Below are 18,220 nucleotides of genomic sequence, written 5' to 3'. Positions count from 1 at the left end.
CGCGCCCGTCCCTCCGATCCGCCGCCCGGCCCGCGGACCCCCCGCGGTGGGTCAGGATGGACGGGCCACCCGACCAGGAGGACGATCATGCCCCGACCCCGCACCTTCGACGAGGCCGACGTCGTCGCCCGCGCACGGACGGCCTTCGCCGAGACCGGGTACGCGGGCACCTCGCTCGACACGCTGCTCGAGGCGACCGGCCTGGCGCGGCAGAGCCTCTACAACGCGTTCGGAGGCAAGAAGGAGCTCTTCATGCGGGCGTTCCTCAGCGACACCGCCGAGGCGGTCGACGCCGTGGAGACGATCCGCCACGGAACCGAGAGCCCGCTGGCGCGCATCCGGTCGCAGCTCGTGAGGGTGGCGGTCGAGCACGGCGCGGCGCAGTCGGCTCCGTCCCTGTTCACCCGGACCGCGGTGGAGCTCTCGGCGCGCGACCCCGAGATCGCGGCGACGGTCGCGACCGCGTTCGACGCGATGCGCTCGCACTACGCGGCCTGCATCGACGACGCGCGGACGGCCGGCGAGATCGACGCCTCCGCCGATCCGGAGGCGCTCGGCGCCTACTTCTGCGCGGTGCTGGAGGGAATGGCCCTGCTCGGCGCGTCCGGCGCGCCCCGGGCGACGCTCCTCGGCATCGGCCTCACCAGCCTCGCGGCCGTCCCGATCACCGAGCTCGGCCGCGAGCGCCTCGGCACGGGCGAGGGCGACTGGTCCTGAGGCGCCCCGGCGCCCGCCCGCGACGGCCGTCCGCCGCTCGCCACTGTCCAGAAGTGGTCGCACTCGACACCCGAATGCGACAACTCCTGGAGAGTCGACAGGACGACCGTCCGCCGCTCGCCACTGTCCAGAAGTTGTCGCACTCGACACCCGAGTGCGACAACTCCTGAACAGTCGAGGGGGACGGCCGCCCCGAGACTCCAGGAGTCGAGGGGGCGGCCGTCCCGCGGCGACCCGCATCAGGGCTGCGTGAACGCGACCTTCTGCACGCTGGTGCGCCCGTCGAGCGTCGTCGTCGTGATGCGCATGCTGTACGACCCGGCCGGGGCGACGGCGCCGTTCGTCAGGCGTCCGTCCCAGGCGAGGGTCTGCCGGCCCGCCAGGTACCGGATCGACGAGGTCAGCTGCTTCGCGACTCCCCCGGACGCGGTGAGCACCGCGACGCTGGTCGTCGCGCCGTCGCCGGTCATCCAGTCGAGCGTCGTCGTGCCGCCGGGGCGGGTGACCGCGGGCGCCGAGACCACGAAGGCCGGCGTCCTGCCGAGCGTCGCCGTCGCGTGGCCGTCGGCGACGGTCAGCGCCGTGCTGCCCGCGGTGGTCCGGACCGACGCCGTCGCCCCCGAGACCTGCACCGAGGCCGTCGACGGACCCGCGGTGTAGAGCGCCTGCACCGTCTCGGTCGGCGTCTGCAGCACCGTCCCGTGCAGGTTCACCCCGTAGTCGGCCGTCACGTCGTCGATCGAGACCGTGCCGGAGGTGATGCCCGACATCGCCTTGTAGACGAAGGCGTCCACGAGCTTCACCGGGTAGTCCCACACGCCGTCGCCGTCTCCGCCGGAGTGCGTGTAGTTGGCGTTCAGCCCGTCCGAGAACAGCGTCATCTTCTGCCAGGGCGTTCCGCCGACGTTGCCCACGAGGCCCTGGAAGGTCTCCCCGGTCGCGTCCTGCAGCTTCAGGTAGACGGGGCTGGTGCTCGCGTCGCCGCTGACCCAGACCGAGACCGCCGTCGGCGAGCCGGGGAGGGTGCGCGAGGTGTGCAGCTGTGCGCCCTTCGAGGTGCCGGAGAAGTCGTAGGTCAGCTTCAGCGCGCCCGAGCCGGAGTAGCCGGCCGAGGTCGCGGCGAGCGAGGCGGTCCCGCCGCCGATCGGCGCCACGGCCCATCCGCTCGTGGAGGAGAGGTCGTCGACCTTCACCGGTGAGGCGGAGGCGGTCGCGCTCGCCCGGCCGACCGCGGTGCCGGTCGCGAGGACCGCGCCGACCTCCTTCAGCGCCGCGTACGCGGGCTTCTGCCGTCCGGAGCGCTCGGTCACCGCGAAGGTGTCCAGCGGCGCCTGCGGGTCGGGGCCTCCGACGAGGTTGTACCAGGCGATCGCCTTGATCCCGCGGGCCGCGGCGTCGAGGTAGGAGCGCGAGAGGTACGACGCCTGGTCGGCCTCGCTGGTGGCGCCGGTGCAGGTGGTGCAGGTCGCCCAGCTGACCTCGGTGATCCACAGGCTCCGGCCCGGCGCGCTGCGGGTGAGGAAGTTCTGCGCCGCATCGAGGTAGGTCGGGATCGCTCCGGTCTCGGGCGCTCCGTCGACCGTGTACGTGTGGATCGCGAGTCCGTCGAAGGAGTCGCCCGCCCCGGCCGCCAGCACCCCCGCCATGAACGGGTCGCTGAACTGGTCGAGCCCGCCGACCAGCACGGTCGCCGTCGGGTCCACGGCCTTGATCGCCGTGTACGCGGCCTTCAGCATCTCGCCGTACTGGCCGGCCGTGGCACCTCCGCGCCAGTAGTAGTCGGTGTTCGGCTCGTTCCACACCTCCCAGACGTGCACGCGGTCCTTGTACCGGGCCACGGTCGCCGCCGCGTACGACGCGAAGTCGGCGTTGCTGCGCGGCGGGTAGTACTGCGCGTCCTCCGCCGCGGTGCCGGCCGGGGCCGACGAGGCCCAGGGCGCCGAGTAGGCGAGCTTGCCGATCATGTCGACGTTGCGCGCCTGGCTGATCGCGACGGCCTGGTCGAACTTCGCCCAGTCGTAGTAGCCCTTCCGCGGCTCGATGCGCTTCCACTCGAACTCCTCGCGGGCCCAGCGCACCTGCGCGTCCTCGAGGAGGGCGGCCTGCCGGTCGGCCTCGGCGGGCGAGTCCTGCTCGGTGAGGAAGCTGTTGATGCCGCTGATCGAGGCGGGCGACGCCTCGGTGACCCGGGCGCTCACTCCGGTGAGGTACGGGCGGGTCGCCGTGGCGGCTCCCGAGAGCGCGCCGTCGGCGGTCGTGTCCCAGGTGAGGCGTCCGGCGATGCTGCCGGACATCGCGGCTCCGCTGTCGTCGGTGCCGTCGTAGGTCGTGGTGATCTCACCCGCGGCGGCGGCGGTCCCGCCGAAGGTGCGGGTGCGGCCGGCGCTGTCGAGCAGGACCAGGGCGTAGTCGCCGGGCCCGCCCGCCGTGAAGCGGACGGTCGTGGTCGCCGCGTTCTCGCGCGAGAAGCGCGCGGCGCTCGCGGTCGGCAGCGTCCAGTCCTTGTCGAGCACGCGCAGGTTGTCGAGCACGACGGTGCCGGTGGCGGGGGCCGAGGCGCCGTTCCGCACCACGTTGACCCGCACCAGCGAGACCGGGTAGTCGAGCACGCCGTCGTCGTTGCCGAGGTGGGTGTTCGCGGCGGGCGACCGGAGGTCGATCGTCGCGGTCGTCCACCGGCTGAGGCTCATCGCGTCGACCCGGTAGAAGAACATCTCGCCGGTGGCGTCCCGCAGCTTGAGGAACACGGTGTTCCAGCTGCTGTCGCCGAGCAGGTCGACCTTGAGCGCGGTCGCGGGCTGCGTCAGCAGCGGCACCGGAGTCGTCGTCGTCTCGATCTCGGCGTCGGCGCGGGAGAGGTCGTAGGCGATCTTGAGCGCGCCCGAGCCCTCCGTGCGGGTGGCCGAGGTCGACGGGGTCGCGGTGCCGGCGGCCTGCACCCAGTCGGTCCCGGCGGAGTCGAAGGACTGCGCGAGGCTCGCGTCGGCGTCGATCTCGGCGAGGGTCAGCAGAAGGGGGATCCCGCTGCGGGTGGCGTTCGAGGCCAGAGCGCCGTCGTCGGTCCCGTCCTGCGAGAAGACGCCGCTGACGTCGCCTCGCAGGCGGGTTCCGGAGTCGTCGGAGCCGTCCCAGGGCAGCGTCACCGGGCCGGCGGCGGCGGCGCGCCCGGTGATCGTCTTCAGGCGCCCTTCCTTGTCGCGCAGCTCGAGCCGGTAGTCGCCCGGGCCGGCGGCGGTGAACGAGAAGGAGGTGGTCGCCGAGGCGGCCGGAGTGAAGAACGCGTTCGCGGCGGCCGGCAGCGACCAGCCGGAGGCGAGGGTGCGCAGGTTGTCGAGCACGACGGTCCCGGTGGCGGGCTGGCTGCCGTTGCGGACGATGATGACGCCCGAGAGCTTCACCGGGAAGTCGAGCACCTGGTCGCCGTCGCCGCCCTCGATCAGCGCGGCCGGGGCGGTGAGGTCGACGTCGATGGTCGCCCACGCCGTCGAGCGCATCGCGTCGAGCCGGTAGGTGAAGGTCTCGCCCGAGGCGTCGCGGAGGCGCGTGTAGACGGTGTTGTAGGTGCCGTCGCCCTTGAGGTCGATCCGGAGCGACGTGGCCGGCTTCGCGATCACCGTCGCGGGGGTGCTCTGCACCGTCTCGACGAGCCCCGAGGAGACGTCGTAGTCGATGCGCTGGGCGTAGGAGCCCTGCGTCTTCTGCGCGCTGGTGCGCGAGATCGCTGCCGAGCCCATCGCGACGCTCCAGCCCGACGCCGCGCCCTCGAAGCCCTCCACCACGCTCGTCGTCGACGGCTGCGCCGCGGCGACCGTCAGCAGGGTCGGCGTCGCCGAGCGGGTCCGCGACGCGGAGAACTGACCGTCGGGGCTCGAGTCCTGCAGGAAGGTGCTGCGGATCGGGCCGTCCATCTCCTGGCCGTCGTCGGCCTTCCCGTCCCACTGCACGGCGGCCTCGCCGGGCTCGGCGAGGGTGCCGGTGAGCGAGCGGCTGCGGCCGGTCCCGTCGCGGAGGACGATCATCCAGTCGCCGGCCGTGGCGGCCGAGAACGCGAGGCTCACGACTGCGCCCTCCGACGGCACCAGGAACTCGGTGTCGGCGACGGGCATCGTCCACCGGCTGCTCACCGCGCGCAGGTTGTCGAGCACGAGCGAGCCGGTGGCGGACTGCTCGCCGTTGCGCACGACGAAGAAGCCGGTGAGCGTCAGCGGCATGTCGAGCACGGAGTCGGCGTTGCCGCCCTCGGCGAGCACCGGGTCCTGGGTGAGGTCGATGGGCACCGAGGTCCAGGTGGTCTGCCGCATCGCATCCATCCGGTAGGTGAACGCCTCGCCGCTCGCGTCGGTGACGCGGAGGTAGACCGTGTTGTAGCTGCCGTCGCCCTTGAGGTCGACCTTCAGTCCAGTGACCGGGCCGGTGGCGACGTCGAGCGGCGCGGTGCGGGTGATGCCGGCCATGCCCTCGGTGAGGTCGTAGTCGACGGCGAGCGCGTCGGTGCCCTCGGTGCTGGTCGCGCCGCCCTTCGCCTCGGCCGCGGAGGCGCGGCGCAGGGTGGCGGATCCGGTGGCCACTCCCCAGCCGGCGTCCCCGCCGTCGAAGGCCTCGACCACCGAGGTCGCGTCGGGGTCGTCCGCCGCGGCCAGGGTCAGCAGGAACGGGACGCCGGTCGTCGTCGCGGCGCCGAGGGAGCCGTCGGCCGAGCCGTCCTGGCGGAGGACTGCGCGGACGTCGCCGCTCATCGCGGCTCCGGAGTCGTCGAGTCCGTCCCAGTCGACGGCGACGGGTCCCGCCGCGCCGGCCGTGCCGGTGAGGGTGCGCGAGAGCCCGGCGGCGTCCGCGAGCCGCAGCTCCCAGTCGCCCGCGGCTCCCGCGTCGAAGGAGAGCGCTGCGCTCGCCCCGGCGGCGACGTAGGTCGACGCGGCGACGGGGAGGGTCCAGCCGGTGGTGTCCGCGCGCACGTCGTCGAGGGCGAAGGTGCCGGTGGGCGGCTGCTCGCCGTTGCGGACCACGAGGACGCCGGCCACGGTGAGCGGCGCGTCCATGACTCCGTTGCCGTCGCCGCCGTCGCGAGCCGCCGGCTCCGCGGTCAGGTCCACCGTGAGCGTCTGCCACTGCGTCGAGCGCATCGCGTCGACACGGTGGACGAAGGTCTCGCCGCTCGTGTCGCGGACTCGCAGGTAGACGGTGTTGTACGAGCCGTCGCCGCGGAGGTCCACCGTCAGGGCCGAGGCGGGCGCGGGGAGGACCGGCGCCTGCAGCGGGTCGAAGCCGAGCTCGGCGAGCCCTCCGGTGACGTCGTACGAGACCTCGAGCGACGAGTCCCCCTCCGTGCTGTCGTCGGACGCGGCCGTGGAGGCCGTGCCGGTGACCGTCGCGAGCGCGGGCGAGCCGCTCTCGAACCCGGTGACGGGAGTGGTCGCGGGAGTCGCGGCCGCCGCGGCGCTCGGGGCCGTGAGGAGGCCGGCGACGAGGGCGGCGGTGACGAGGAGGACGGTTCGGGCACGGGACATGGGGGCACTCCGCTGGGCGTCGGATCGAGGATCGAACGCTCGCCTGGGGGTGGGGGCGAGCCGGTCGCATCGACGACCTGCGCGTCACGCTAGGACCGGACGCGGGGCTCGCACGGGGTGCGGAGGAAGTCTCGATTCAGCCGCACTCGAAGAGGGGTGGCGGGCCGGGGCGGATCCCCTCGGGCGATATCACGAGGGCCGATCCGCGCGCCAGCCCTCGCAGAGAGGGCAGACGGGGTACTGAAGAGAACGCTATCCAATGCGGCGGCGGAACGCACGCACCACTTCGTTCGAGTGCTCTCAGGTCCAGTCGAGAGCGGCGCGCTCGGCCCAGTAGCGGGCCGGATCCACGGCGAGCGCCGAGAGCTCCGCGAGCTCCCGGGGCCGCGCGCGCAGGTTGGCCCGCAGCTGCTCCGGAGTCGCCGCACCGCTCAGCACGACGTCGGCCCAGGGCTGCGCGAGGGCGACCCCCAGGGCGACGGCGTCCGGCGCGGCACCGGCGTGCTCGATCGGGTGCTCGACGAGCCTCCCGTTGGCGAGGGCCTCCTTGACCACGACCAGCCAGCCGTCGTCGTGCGCCGCGGCGAGCGCCCGGCCCGCGGACTGCTCGAGCGGATTCCAGGTGCTCTGGACCGCGCTGAACGGCGACTCCGGGATCGCGCGGGCGAGCTCGATGACGCGCGCCTGCTCGGGGCCGCTGGTCGAGAGGCCGACCCGCACTCCGGAGCCCGCGAGGCCGCGCAGGCGGTCCAGGAGCGGCCGGTCGGCGAGGGCCGGGCTCTCGGGGGTGATCGAGTGGACGAGGTAGGAGTCGGGCGCCGAGCCGAGCGCGTCGAGCGTGAGCGGCCACTGCCGGTCGAGCATCGCGACCGAGTGCTCCTTGCGCTCGTGGACCGGCGCGTCCATCGCCCACCCGCCGACGTACTCGTAGCCCCACTTCGACTCGATCGTGAGCGCCGCCCGCCGCTCGGGGTGCCGGGCGAGCCAGCCGCCGAGGAACTCCTCCGCCCGCCCGTAGGAGCGAGCGGCGTCGAGGAAGCGGACGCCGGCGTCCCACGCCGCATCCAGGAGCAGGTGCGTGCGCTCGCGCAGCGCGTCGACGCTCCGCTCCGAGGCGGGACCGAGGTCGCCGTCGCGCCCGGCCGTGATGTACGCCGGCCGGCCCACGGCCGCGAGCCCGATCCCGAAGCGCTGCATCCCGCCCACGGTACGCCCGTCCAGGAGCCGCGGCAGCCGCTAGCGTCGAGCGGTGACCTCCGCCCTCGACCGCAGCATCCTCCGGCTCGCCGTCCCGGCGCTGGGCTCGCTGGTCGCCGAGCCGCTGTTCCTGCTCACCGACTCCGCCCTGGTGGGACACCTCGGCGCCGTCCCGCTCGCCGGGCTCGCGCTGGGCGGCACGGTGCTGCAGACGATCGTCGGCCTGATGGTCTTCCTCGCGTACAGCACTACTCCGCGGGTCGGCCGGGCCCTCGGCGAGGGCGACGAGCGCAGGGCCGTGGCGGCCGGGATCGACGGCGGCTGGCTGGCCCTGCTCCTGGGCGCCGGCATCGCCGTGGTGGGCGCGCTGACCGCTCCGGCCGTCGTGGCGCTCTTCGGCGCGGAGCCGGCGGTGGCCGAGGCGGGCGTGCGGTACCTGTCGGTGAGCATGGCCGGGATCCCCGCCATGCTCGGCGTCTTCGCGCTCACCGGGCTCCTCCGCGGCTTCCAGGACACCCGCACTCCGCTGGTGATCGCGGCCGGCGGATTCGGCCTCAACGCCGCTCTCAACGCCGTGCTGATCTACCCGGCGGGCCTGGGGATAACCGGCTCCGCGCTGGGGACGGTGATCGCGCAGTGGGCCATGCTCGCGGCCTACGCGGGAGTCGCGCTGCGGCTCGCCCGGCGGGTCGGCGCGCCGCTGCGGCCGCACCTCGCGGGCCTGGCCTCCTCCGCGGGATCCGGCGGCTGGATGCTGCTGCGCACCGCGAGCCTCCGCGCGGCGATCCTGCTCGCGGTCGCGACCGCCACCTCGCTCGGGGCGGAGGAGCTGGGCGCCTTCCAGGTCGCGATGACGCTGTTCTCGACGGTCGCCTTCGCCCTCGACGCTGTGGCGATCGCCGCGCAGGCGCTGCTCGGCCGCCTCCTCGGCGCGGGCGACGCCGAGCAGGCGCGAGCGGTCACGAAACGCTGCGTGACCTGGGGAATCGGTGCCGGCGTGGTGCTCGGAGCGCTGGTCACCGGTCTGAGCGGTGTCCTGCCGTACGTCTTCTCGAGCGACCAGGAGGTGCTGCGGCTGCTGCCCGCGGCGATCGCGGTCGTGGGCCTCACCGCTCCGCTGGGCGGCTACGTCTTCGTGCTCGACGGCGTGCTGATCGGCGCCGGCGACGGCCGCTACCTGGCTCTCAGCGGCCTGGCGAACCTCGCCGCCTTCGTCCCGCTCGCCCTGCTCGCGCCCACCGCGCCCGCCGAGTGGCGCCTCCTCGCGCTCTGGCTCGCCTTCGCCGTGGGCTTCCTCGGCGCCCGCGCGGTCACCCTCGGACTCCGGGTCCGCAGCGACGTCTGGCTCCGCTGACCGCGCTCCCCTCCCCTGTGGAGAAGCCTGTGGACAACTCCGCTCAGCGCGGCGGCGCGCTGGTGTTCCCGCGGTGGAAGACGGCGTGGAAGCAGACCGCCTCCGCCTCCTCGTCGGCGAGGAGGGCGACCGCGGCCCGGCCCGCCGCGCGGCCCTTCTCGACCGCGGGCTGGGCCATCGTCGTGAGGTCGTACTCGGCCGCGAGCCCGGGCACCTGCACGCCGTCGAAGCCGACCACCGAGAGGTCCTCGGGCACGCGCAGCCCGCGCTCCTCCGCCGCGAGGATCACGCCCGCGGCCAGCAGATCGCTCTGCGCCACGACCGCGGTCGGCCGTTCCGCTCCCTCGAGCAGCGTCCGACCCGCGGCGACCCCCTCGTCGACCGAGCTCGCCGCGGCCGCGACGACCGACGCCTCCGGGAAGACGTCCTGCACGCCGAGGAGGCGGTCGACCGGAGTGATGCTGGGGCTCGCCCGCCAGCCGGCCGGGATCGCGCCGCGGCGGCGGTCCTTCGCGAACGGGAGCGAGACCACGGCGACCCGCTCGTGGCCGAGCTCGCGCAGGTGCTCCGCGAGAGTGCGGCTGGCCTCGCGGTTGTCGAGCGAGATCACGGCGCCCCCCAGCTCCGAGAGGCCCTCGACCACGACGACCGGCACTCCCCGGCGACGCAGCACGGCGACGGAGTCGTCGACCGACGGGCTGCAGCCGACCAGGATCATCGCGTCCACCGGGGCGGTCGCCAGCAGGCCCGCGCCGTCCCCCGTCTCGGTGAGCAGCAGGATCCCGGCGTCGACTCCGCCGAGCACGTCCGCGATCCCGTCGAGCATGGCGATCTTGATCGGGTCGCGGAACGCGTGCAGCATCCGCTCGTCCACGACGACCCCGACGATCCCCGAGCGTCCGCGGCGGAGCGAGCGCGCCCTCGGGTCGGGACCTGCGTAGTCGAGCTCGGACGCCGCGCGCAGCACCCGCTCCTTCGTGGCCTCCGAGACGGGGCCGGAGCCGCTGAAGACCAGCGAGGCGGTAGAGGGGGACACTCCGGCCCGGCTCGCGACGCGGGCGAGCGTCGGCCGGGGGCTCTTGCGGGGTTCCACGTTCCTCCTCGTGGGGGCGGCGCGCTCGTCGTCGGTTGACCGTCCCCGGGGTTCCGGATAGCTTAGACCGGCTCGCTTCGAATCGATTCGACCGTGCCTCTCGATCCGATGTCCGGATCCCGCCCGCACCAGGAGAACCGCCATGACCTCGACGTCCGCGCTCACGCGCCCGCAGCTGGTCGCCTGGCGCAACGCCGTCTTCACGATCTTCGTCCTCAGCGGGATCTCGATCGCCACCTGGGTCTCGCGCACCCCCGCCATCCGCGACGAGCTCCAGCTCTCGACCGCCGGAGTGGGCCTGCTGATCCTCTCGATGTCGATCGGCGCGATCGTCGGACTCGCGTTCTCGACGCCGGTCATGGGCGCGATCGGCGCCCGGCGCGGCATGGCGCTCGGCCTCGCCGTCTCGGCGGCGGGCCTCGCGGTGCTGGGCGTCTCGGCCGACGTCATCGGCGTCCTCCCCGCCGCCTTCGCCGGCATGGCGATGCTCGGCTTCGGCAACGGAGCGGTCGACGTGATGATGAACGTCGAGGGAGCGGCCAACGAGAAGGCCTTCGGCAGGACGCTCCTGCCGCTGTTCCACGCCTTCTTCAGCCTCGGCACCGTGGCCGGCGCGCTGATCGGCGCGGGCGCCTCCGCCCTGGCCGTCCCCGTCGCCGTCCACCTCGGCGCGATCGCCGTGGTGATCGCCGTGACCGCGGTGATCGCGATCCGCTTCGTCCCGGTCCGCGAGGAGCTCGACACCTCCGGCGCGGCGACCACGGTGAAGCCGCCCGTCCGCGAGCGCGTCGCCGCCTCCCTCGGCGTCTGGCGCGACGGCCGCCTCGTCCTCATCGGCCTGATCATGCTGGGCATGGCCTTCGCCGAGGGCTCCGCGAACGACTGGCTGACCCTCGCGATGGTCGACGGCCACGGCACCGACAAGACCACCGCCGCCGTCGTGTTCGGCGTGTTCGTCGCCGCCATGACCGTCGGACGCGTGATCGGCGGGCCCGTGCTCGACCGCTTCGGCCGCGTCCCGGTGCTGCGCGCCTCCGCCGGTCTCGCGATCGTCGGCATCCTGCTGTTCGTCCTCGCTCCGGTCGACGCGCTCGTGGTCGTCGGCGCGATCGCCTGGGGCCTGGGCTGCTCGCTCGGCTTCCCGGTGGGCATGTCCGCCGCCGCGGAGGGACCGCACTCGGCCGCCCGCGTCAGCGCGGTGGCGATGCTCGGCTACGTCGCGTTCCTGGTCGGGCCGCCGGCGATCGGCTTCCTCGGCGAGCACTACGGCCTGCTGAACGCCCTCTTCCTGGTGCTGGCCCTGGTGGTCGTGGCCGGGCTCGCCTCCCCCGCCGCCCGCAGCCGGCGGAGCTGACCGCCGCGCTCCACCCGCCTCCGCACGCCCCCGCGGAGCCGCGGCGCCCCGGCGCGCCTCCCCGTAGGCTTCCCAGCACGGCGGCGGAGGGAGAGCGGATGCGGTACCGAGCGCGCGACGGCGCCCTGCTCCACGTCGACGAGCACGGAGCCGGTCAGGGGCGGCCCATGGTGGTCGTCCCCGGCGAGCCGGAGCGCCACCCCTCCTACCTCGGCTCGTTCGCCTCGATCGCCTGCACGCGCCGCGTCCTCGTGCTGCACCCGCGCGGAGTGGGCGGCTCCGCGGAGCTGCCTCCCGCTCCCCCGGCCACGACGGCCGCCGACGTGGAGGACCTGCGCCGCCACCTCGGCGTCGACGAGCTCGATCTCGCCGCGCACGACTCCGGATGCCGCGCCGTCCTGCTCGCCGCTGTGGACGCGCCCGAGCGCATCGCCCACCTGCTCCTGATCGCCCCCGGCACCGCCTGGCTCGGGATCGACGACCGGGCTCCCAGTCCCCAGGCGGAGCACGCGGCTCGCGCGGGCTCCGACGACACCGCGGCGATCCGCGACGCTCTGCAGCGCCTCGACTGCCCCGCGGTCGTCCTCGGCGGTGAGGACGATCCGGTGACCGGCGTCGCCGCCCTCGAGGCGCTCACCGCCCTCCTGCCGCAGGCGAGCCTGGCCGTCATCGAGTCGAGCGGCCACCATCCGTGGGCGGAGGCGCCGGCCGAGTTCGCGGTCGCGCTGCGCGCCTCGCTCTCGGTGCCGCCGGCCGCCCCTCCACTCGGCCGTCGGCCTCCCGCCGCCGCGCGCTGAGCCGGGAGCCCGCCGGAGCCGCGCCGTCTATCCTCGACGGGTGCGTCTCGTCATCGCGCGCTGCTCCGTCGACTACACCGGCCGTCTCAGCGCTCACCTCCCGCTCGCCACCCGTCTCCTGCTCGTCAAGGCCGACGGGAGCGTCCTCATCCACTCCGACGGCGGCTCCTACAAGCCGCTGAACTGGATGAGCCCGCCCTGCACGCTGATCACGGGCGAGCCCGACGAGGAGGCGCGCGCCGCGGGAGTCACGCAGCAGTGGACCGTCGCGCACCGCAAGACCGGCGACGCTCTCGTCGTCTCGATCCACGAGGTGCTGCACGATTCGGCGCACGAGCTCGGCGTCGATCCCGGACTCGTGAAGGACGGAGTGGAGTCGCATCTGCAGCGCCTTCTCGCCGAGCAGATCGGCCTCCTCGGAGAGGGGCACACTCTCGTGCGGCGCGAGTACATGACCGCGATCGGCCCGGTCGACATCCTCGCCCGCGATTCCTCGGGGGCCGCCGTCGCCGTCGAGATCAAGCGCCGCGGCGAGATCGACGGAGTGGAGCAGCTCACCCGCTATCTCGAGCTGATGAATCGCGATCCGCATCTCTTCCCGGTGACGGGAGTCTTCGCCGCTCAGGAGATCAAGCCGCAGGCGCGGACCCTCGCCGAGGACCGCGGAATCCGTTGCGTGGTGCTCGACTACGAGGCCATGCGCGGCACCGACGATTCGCACACGCGCCTGTTCTGACAGGCACGGCGACAGGCACGGCGAAGGCCCCCGCGATCGGATCGCGGGGGCCTTCCGCGCGTCGGGTCCGGGGCCCGGGAATGCGGCGTCCCACCGGGCCGAGGGCCCGGCGGCCGCTCCTACTTGTGGGCGGCCTGGTAGGCGGCCTGGACCTCGGAGGGGATGCGTCCGCGGTCGGAGACGGGGTGGCCGTTGGCGTTCGCCCACTCGCGGATGGCCTTGAGCTGCTTGGGGTCGCTCTTGGAGGCGGTGGCGACGCTCGTGGCGGCCGCGGGGCGCGAGCCGACGCGGCGGGCGCTCGAGACGAACTTCTCGAGGGCCGAGTGGAGCTCGGCGATGTTGTCGGGGCCGAGGTCGATCTCGTAGTTGGCGCCCTCGATGCTGAAGCGGACGGTACCGCCGTCACCCGAATCGATAGGGGTTCCGTCGATATCGTCGACAAGCGTGATCTTCTGGGCCACTTTTCCTCCTGGAGTTCGCGGGACCGGACTGTCTCGACCCGGACCGGGAGAGACATTACCCCCTTTCACAATCGACTGCGTCATGAATGGCGCCATTCGTCACTTTCTCGCGCCATGTCGAGGGGAATGTTCAGGATAAGCGGAGGCAATCACGGCGGATTCGAGCACTTCGCCATCAGCCGTCGAATAGAGGACACGGTGTCCGCACGTGGCCGTAACGATTCCGGACACCGATCGCGGGCATTCCCGGGAACCGGTCCCGGCGATTCCGATCACGCCCGGGTCTTCGTTAGCGTAGAGTCATGGCACGACGAGGCGGACCCCCTGCACGCCCGGCGCGACCCGGTCCGTACCGCAATGCGGAGGCACGGGAAGCACTGGAGGCGCTCGTCGCCGCTCCCACCGCCGAGGCCGTCGACAGGCTTCTCGAGGCCTGCCTCGACGGCTCCCTCGTGGTCGACGTCACGGGCTCCCAGCCCGGAGGCGTGCCGCACGTCCGCACCGTCGCGACGACCACCGGCGAGCAGGTCCTGCCGCTGTTCACCTCCACGGACGAGGTGCGAACCGCGGTCCCGCGGCAGCAGCATCCCCGGGTGCAGATGCTGGTCCTCCCCGGGCGCGAGGCCTTCGCGCTGATCCGCACCGCCGACTTCGTCGCCGTGCAGCTCGACCCCGGCTCGATCGCCCAGGTCGTCACCCGTTCGTTCGTCGAACGGGCTCTGGACGCCGAACGGCCGTAGAGTGTGGCCCCCGGCGGGGCAGCGCCGGCGTCACCCCGTCCTCCGAGGTCAGGAGCCCGCCATGTCCGACACGACCCTCGCCGCCACCGGCCTCGACGCGCGCGCCGGGACCTGGTCCTGCATCCTGTTCGACCTCGACGGCACGATCACCGACTCCGCCCCGGGCATCACCGGCACCCTCGTCGAGACGTTCGTCGAGCTGGGCCGCCCCGTGCCCGCTCCGGCGGAGCTGCTGGCCTACGTCGGCCCTCCGCTGCTCGAGGCGTTCCGCGAGCTCGGCGGGATGACCGTCGAGGAGGCGCAAGCCGCGCTCGTGGTCTACCGCCGCCGCTACAACGCGGGCGGGCTGTTCGACTCCTCGGTCTACCCCGGGCTGCCCGAGGTGCTGTCGCGCATCGCCGAGGCCGGCGTGCCGCTCTCGCTCGCGACCTCCAAGCCGGAGTCGGCGGCCACGCGCATCCTCGAGCACTACGGACTGGCGCAGTACTTCACGGTGATCTGCGGCGCCTCCGAGGACGAGGTCCGCAGCGCCAAGGCCGACGTCGTCGAGGAGGCGCTGCGCCGGCTCCGCGGGCTCGGCGTCGACCTCTCGGCGCCGGTGATGGTCGGCGACCGCGAGCACGACGTGCAGGGCGCCGCCGCCCACGGCGTGCCGACGATCATGGTCGAGTGGGGCTACGGATCGCCGCTCGAGGCGGTCGGGACGATCGCGCTGGTGTCCGGTGCCGAGGAGCTCGCGGACCTCCTGCTCCCGTGACCTGCGTACGATGAGGGAATGACTGGTCTGGGCGTCGTCCTCTCGTTCGTGCTGTTCCTCGGCGGGATCCTCGTTCTCGGCAACTCGTTCCTGCTGCCCGACATCGCAGGATTCCTCTTCGTCGGCGGCATCCTGATGATCTCGGGATCGCTCGCGGTCGCGTTCCACGTCCTGCCGAAGTCGCAGTAGCCGGGTCGCGACCGACCGGGCGGCCGCCTCTGCGGCTCGCCGCTCCGATCAGCCCAGGGTGCTCGCATCCAGGTTGACGACGGCGTTGATGTAGACCGCCTCGCCGGCTCCGGCGATCGTCGGGTTCATCCGGAGCAGCTGCTGCACCGGGATCCCGAAGCGCTGCGCGATGTCGAAGAAGGTGTCGCCCTGCACCACGGTGTAGCTCACGATGTCGCCCTCGCCGTTGCGGGTCGGCTCGCCGTTCGCCCCGGGGACCGCGCCGTTGTCGACGGCGAAGGCCGTCTCGGGGATGTCCGGCGTCGCGTTGGGCGTGAAGGTGACCGTCGCCTCGGGGACCGGCGCGAAGACCGTGGCCGTCGACTGCGGGAGCGCCGCCGTGACGGTCGGGTCCGGCACCGGCGTCGGCGTCGCCGTGGCGAACACGGTGACCGTGACCGTGGGAGCCGGAGCGGGAGCCGAGCACCCCGCGAGCGCGAGCACCCCGGCCAGTGCCGTCGCTCCGATGACCGTCCTGCGCATGTCCCCCGCCCTCCGCGCGCCCCGCGGCGCGCGCTCCACCCTAGGAGACGGGCGGCCGCAGCAGGTGCACCATCGCGGGACGCCGGTCGTGCGGATCGCGGTGGAACCGTCGCGGAGGAAGCTCCGCGTCCGAGCGGGTCGGGCCGGCGTCAGCGGGACCGGGTCAGGACGGGGGCTCGGAGAGCAGGCGCAGCCCGCCGCCGCTGTTCGCCGCATCCATCAGGAGCTCGACCCAGGTCGGGTTGATCGTCGGCTGACGGCTCCCCGCGAAGTGGAACTGCAGGGCGATGTTCGGGTTCATCCAGAAGGAGTGGCGGCCGCGCGCCCCCTCGGGCATGGAGTCGAGGGTGAGGCTGAAGCGCTCGTCGCGGCGGAACTTCGCGTAGATCACGATCTGGAGGTGGGCCAGGGTCCGGTCCTCGATCTCGATGACGGCGGGAGGAGTGCCGTAGAGGAATTGACCCATGTCGCCAGACTATAGGTCCCTCGGCTTATTACTAGTCCGTCTAGCTATTTCGCTGCGGAGGGTTCCGCGCCGCCCGCGTCGTCCGTATCGTGCCCGTCGCCGTGCTCCGCGTCGATCTCGTCGACGGCCGCGCTCATCCGGCGGAGGAAGTTGACGACGACCTCGGCCTCCGGAGCGTCCAGATCCTCCGCGATCGCGAGCATCCGGCGGTGCATCTCCTGGAGCGTGGCGCGGACCTCGTCGTCGCTGTCGACGGTCGCCTCCACGACGATCCCGCGCCGGTCGGTCGGGTTGGGCTTGCGCACGAGGTGGCCGCTGCGGACCAGGCGGTCGATGAGGACCGTGGTCGACGCGGACGAGATCGAGAGATGCGTCGCCAGATCCTTGCCGGTCACCAGCTCGCCCTTGCGCTGCTGGCGGAGCAGGTACTGGATGGCGATCAGGTCCGTCTCGCCCATCGCCATCCGCTCGCGGGTGCGGCGGCGCATCGAGACCTCGGAGACGCGGTACGTGCGCATGGCGCTCAGCACCTCGACAGCGCGGCGGGTGGACGACTCGTCGGGGTACCAGTACCCGGCGCCGCTCCGCAGGCTCGTGTCGCTCATCCGCACATCCTAGACCGGCTGCTCACCAGACCGTCTAGCGAGTCGCCCGCGCCTACGCTGGACCGGTGACCGCCACCCTCGTCGCCAAGGGCCTCTCCGGAGGCTATGCGCACCGCACCCTGTTCGACGGACTCGACCTGACGGTCGCCCCGGGGGACGTGGTGGGCGTCGTGGGGGCGAACGGAGCCGGCAAGTCGACGCTGCTGCGCATCCTCGCCGGCGAGACGGCTCCGCTCGAGGGCTCCGTCGTGCTCTCGCCGGGCGACGCCTTCGTCGGCTGGCTGCCGCAGGAGCACGAGCGCCGCGAGGGCGAGACCGTCGCCGGCTACATCGCGCGCCGCACCGGCTGCGCCGAGGCGTCCGCCGAGCTCGACGCCGCCGCCTCCGCGCTGGCCGACCCCGATCCCGACGGCTCGATCGCCGACCGCTACGCCCTCGCGCTCGACCGCTGGCTCGCGAGCGGCGCGGCCGACCTCGACGAGCGCACCCCGGTCGTCCTGGCCGACCTGGGCCTGTCGCTCGGCGCCGCGGCCGCCTCCTCGACGATGACCTCCCTCTCCGGCGGGCAGGCGGCCCGGGTGGGCCTCGCGGCGCTGCTGCTCTCGCGCTTCGACGTGGTGCTGCTCGACGAGCCGACCAACGACCTCGACCTCGACGGCCTGGAGCGCCTGGAGGCCTTCGTCCGCGGGCTCCGCGGCGGCGCGGTGCTCGTCAGCCACGACCGCGAGTTCCTCGCCCGCAGCGTCACCCGCGTGCTCGAGCTCGACCTCGCGCAGGGCACCAACCGGGTCTACGGAGGCGGCTACGACGCCTTCCTGGAGGAGCGCGAGACCGCGCGCCGCCAGCGCCGCGAGAAGTACGAGGACTTCGCCGAGCAGAAGGCCGACCTGGTCTCCCGCGCCCGCACCCAGCGGGAGTGGTCGAGCCAGGGCGTGCGCAACGCGATGAAGAAGGCCCCCGACAACGACAAGATCCGCCGCAAGGCCTCGGTGGAGTCGAGCGAGAAGCAGGCGCAGAAGGTGCGCCAGATGGAGAGCCGCATCGCGCGGCTCGAGGAGGTCGAGGAGCCGCGCAAGGAGTGGCAGCTCGCCTTCACGATCGGGAGCGCCCCGCGCTCGAGCTCGGTCGTCTCGACGCTGAACGGCGCGGTCGCCCGCCGGGGCGCGTTCACGCTCGGTCCGGTGTCGCTCCAGGTCGACGCGGGCGACCGGATCGGCATCACCGGGCCCAACGGCGCCGGCAAGTCGACGCTGCTGTCGCTCCTCCTCGGCCGCGCCGAGCCGGAGGAGGGCGGCGCCTCCCTCGGAGCGAGCGTGGCGATCGGCGAGATCGACCAGGCCCGCGGGATGCTCGCCGCCGCGGTGCCGCTCGCGGACGCGTTCGAGGCGCTGGTCCCCGAGTGGCCGACCGCCGAGGTCCGCACGCTCCTGGCGAAGTTCGGGCTGAAGGCCGACCACGTCGGCCGCCGCGTCGGCGAGCTCTCGCCGGGCGAGCGGACGCGGGCCGCCCTGGCGCTCCTGCAGGCCCGCGGCACGAACCTGCTGGTGCTCGACGAGCCGACGAACCACCTCGACCTCGTCGCCATCGAGCAGCTGGAGGAGGCGCTCGAGGCGTACGAGGGCACGCTGCTGCTGGTCACCCACGACCGGCGGATGCTCGAGACGGTGCAGCTGACGCGCCACTGGCACGTCGAGGCGGGCGTCGTCACCGAGGCGTGACGCCCGC

General features: G+C 73.4%; 16 protein-coding genes. 9 read left to right on the top strand and 7 right to left on the bottom strand.

Translation table 11 applies throughout. The annotated features are described in order from the left end of the window. Nucleotides 1-87 precede the first annotated feature (87 nt). A complete protein-coding gene (locus GSU45_RS00400; RefSeq protein ID WP_104282778.1) occupies nt 88-717 on the top strand; it encodes a TetR/AcrR family transcriptional regulator in 630 nt (209 codons plus the stop codon). Between the two features lie 239 nt (nt 718-956). On the opposite strand, the gene GSU45_RS00395 is transcribed toward GSU45_RS00400, so the two are convergent. Next, nucleotides 957-6,224, bottom strand: coding sequence for a cellulase family glycosylhydrolase (locus tag GSU45_RS00395; RefSeq protein WP_159911747.1), 5,268 nt, complete (start codon nt 6,222-6,224; stop codon nt 957-959). Between the two features lie 300 nt (nt 6,225-6,524). Next, nucleotides 6,525-7,421 (bottom strand): aldo/keto reductase, encoded by an 897-nt coding sequence (locus GSU45_RS00390; RefSeq protein WP_159911745.1) that lies wholly within the window; start codon nt 7,419-7,421, stop codon nt 6,525-6,527. Nucleotides 7,422-7,473: 52 nt separating this feature from the next. Here GSU45_RS00390 and GSU45_RS00385 point away from each other — a divergent pair, with 52 nt between their 5' ends. Beyond that, complete coding sequence (locus GSU45_RS00385; RefSeq protein WP_159911743.1) at nt 7,474-8,775, top strand: MATE family efflux transporter; 1,302 nt, start codon at nt 7,474-7,476, stop codon at nt 8,773-8,775. 43 nt (nt 8,776-8,818) lie between these two features. Here GSU45_RS00385 and GSU45_RS00380 read toward each other — a convergent pair whose 3' ends face one another. Continuing rightward, nucleotides 8,819-9,868 carry a substrate-binding domain-containing protein gene (locus GSU45_RS00380; RefSeq protein WP_279631102.1) on the bottom strand — a complete coding sequence of 350 codons (1,050 nt, stop codon included), beginning with the start codon at nt 9,866-9,868 and terminating at the stop codon, nt 8,819-8,821. A gap of 142 nt (nt 9,869-10,010) precedes the next feature. Between GSU45_RS00380 and GSU45_RS00375 the strand changes: the two genes are divergently transcribed. From GSU45_RS00375 to nucS, 3 genes are all read left to right on the top strand, one after another. Next, entirely contained in the window at nt 10,011-11,222 is a 1,212-nt protein-coding gene (locus GSU45_RS00375) for an MFS transporter (protein ID WP_159911741.1), read from the top strand. A 98-nt stretch (nt 11,223-11,320) separates the two neighbouring features. Further along, nucleotides 11,321-12,019 carry an alpha/beta hydrolase gene (locus GSU45_RS00370; protein ID WP_159911739.1) on the top strand — a complete coding sequence of 233 codons (699 nt, stop codon included), beginning with the start codon at nt 11,321-11,323 and terminating at the stop codon, nt 12,017-12,019. A gap of 40 nt (nt 12,020-12,059) precedes the next feature. Next, complete coding sequence (nucS, locus tag GSU45_RS00365) at nt 12,060-12,755, top strand: endonuclease NucS (protein ID WP_104222623.1); 696 nt, start codon at nt 12,060-12,062, stop codon at nt 12,753-12,755. A 119-nt stretch (nt 12,756-12,874) separates the two neighbouring features. On the opposite strand, the gene GSU45_RS00360 is transcribed toward nucS, so the two are convergent. Continuing rightward, complete coding sequence (locus GSU45_RS00360) at nt 12,875-13,216, bottom strand: Lsr2 family protein (protein WP_181110125.1); 342 nt, start codon at nt 13,214-13,216, stop codon at nt 12,875-12,877. Between the two features lie 302 nt (nt 13,217-13,518). On the opposite strand from GSU45_RS00360, the gene GSU45_RS00355 reads away from it, so the two are divergent. The 3 genes from GSU45_RS00355 to GSU45_RS00345 all read left to right on the top strand — a co-directional run bounded on the left by GSU45_RS00355 (nt 13,519) and on the right by GSU45_RS00345 (nt 14,902). Further along, the gene (locus GSU45_RS00355; protein ID WP_104222625.1) at nt 13,519-13,956 is read left to right on the top strand and encodes an SseB family protein; all 438 of its coding nucleotides are present in this window, start codon (nt 13,519-13,521) and stop codon (nt 13,954-13,956) included. A 61-nt stretch (nt 13,957-14,017) separates the two neighbouring features. Then, the gene (locus GSU45_RS00350) at nt 14,018-14,713 is read left to right on the top strand and encodes an HAD hydrolase-like protein (protein WP_159911735.1); all 696 of its coding nucleotides are present in this window, start codon (nt 14,018-14,020) and stop codon (nt 14,711-14,713) included. A gap of 18 nt (nt 14,714-14,731) precedes the next feature. Further along, the gene (locus tag GSU45_RS00345; RefSeq protein ID WP_159911733.1) at nt 14,732-14,902 is read left to right on the top strand and encodes a hypothetical protein; all 171 of its coding nucleotides are present in this window, start codon (nt 14,732-14,734) and stop codon (nt 14,900-14,902) included. Nucleotides 14,903-14,950: 48 nt separating this feature from the next. Here GSU45_RS00345 and GSU45_RS00340 read toward each other — a convergent pair whose 3' ends face one another. The 3 genes from GSU45_RS00340 to GSU45_RS00330 all read right to left on the bottom strand — a co-directional run bounded on the left by GSU45_RS00340 (nt 14,951) and on the right by GSU45_RS00330 (nt 16,495). Continuing rightward, nucleotides 14,951-15,424 (bottom strand): LysM domain-containing protein, encoded by a 474-nt coding sequence (locus GSU45_RS00340; RefSeq protein ID WP_159911731.1) that lies wholly within the window; start codon nt 15,422-15,424, stop codon nt 14,951-14,953. A gap of 163 nt (nt 15,425-15,587) precedes the next feature. Further along, a complete protein-coding gene (locus GSU45_RS00335; protein WP_159911729.1) occupies nt 15,588-15,890 on the bottom strand; it encodes an ATP-dependent DNA ligase in 303 nt (100 codons plus the stop codon). 44 nt (nt 15,891-15,934) lie between these two features. Next, nucleotides 15,935-16,495, bottom strand: coding sequence for a MarR family transcriptional regulator (locus GSU45_RS00330; protein WP_159911727.1), 561 nt, complete (start codon nt 16,493-16,495; stop codon nt 15,935-15,937). A gap of 65 nt (nt 16,496-16,560) precedes the next feature. On the opposite strand from GSU45_RS00330, the gene GSU45_RS00325 reads away from it, so the two are divergent. Next, nucleotides 16,561-18,213 carry an ABC-F family ATP-binding cassette domain-containing protein gene (locus tag GSU45_RS00325; RefSeq protein ID WP_159911725.1) on the top strand — a complete coding sequence of 551 codons (1,653 nt, stop codon included), beginning with the start codon at nt 16,561-16,563 and terminating at the stop codon, nt 18,211-18,213. Nucleotides 18,214-18,220: the final 7 nt, after the last annotated feature.

The organism is Rathayibacter sp. VKM Ac-2801, assembly GCF_009834245.1.
In the GTDB taxonomy this organism is placed as follows: Bacteria; Actinomycetota; Actinomycetes; order Actinomycetales; family Microbacteriaceae; genus Rathayibacter.
This window is presented reverse-complemented; position numbering and strand designations above follow the sequence as displayed.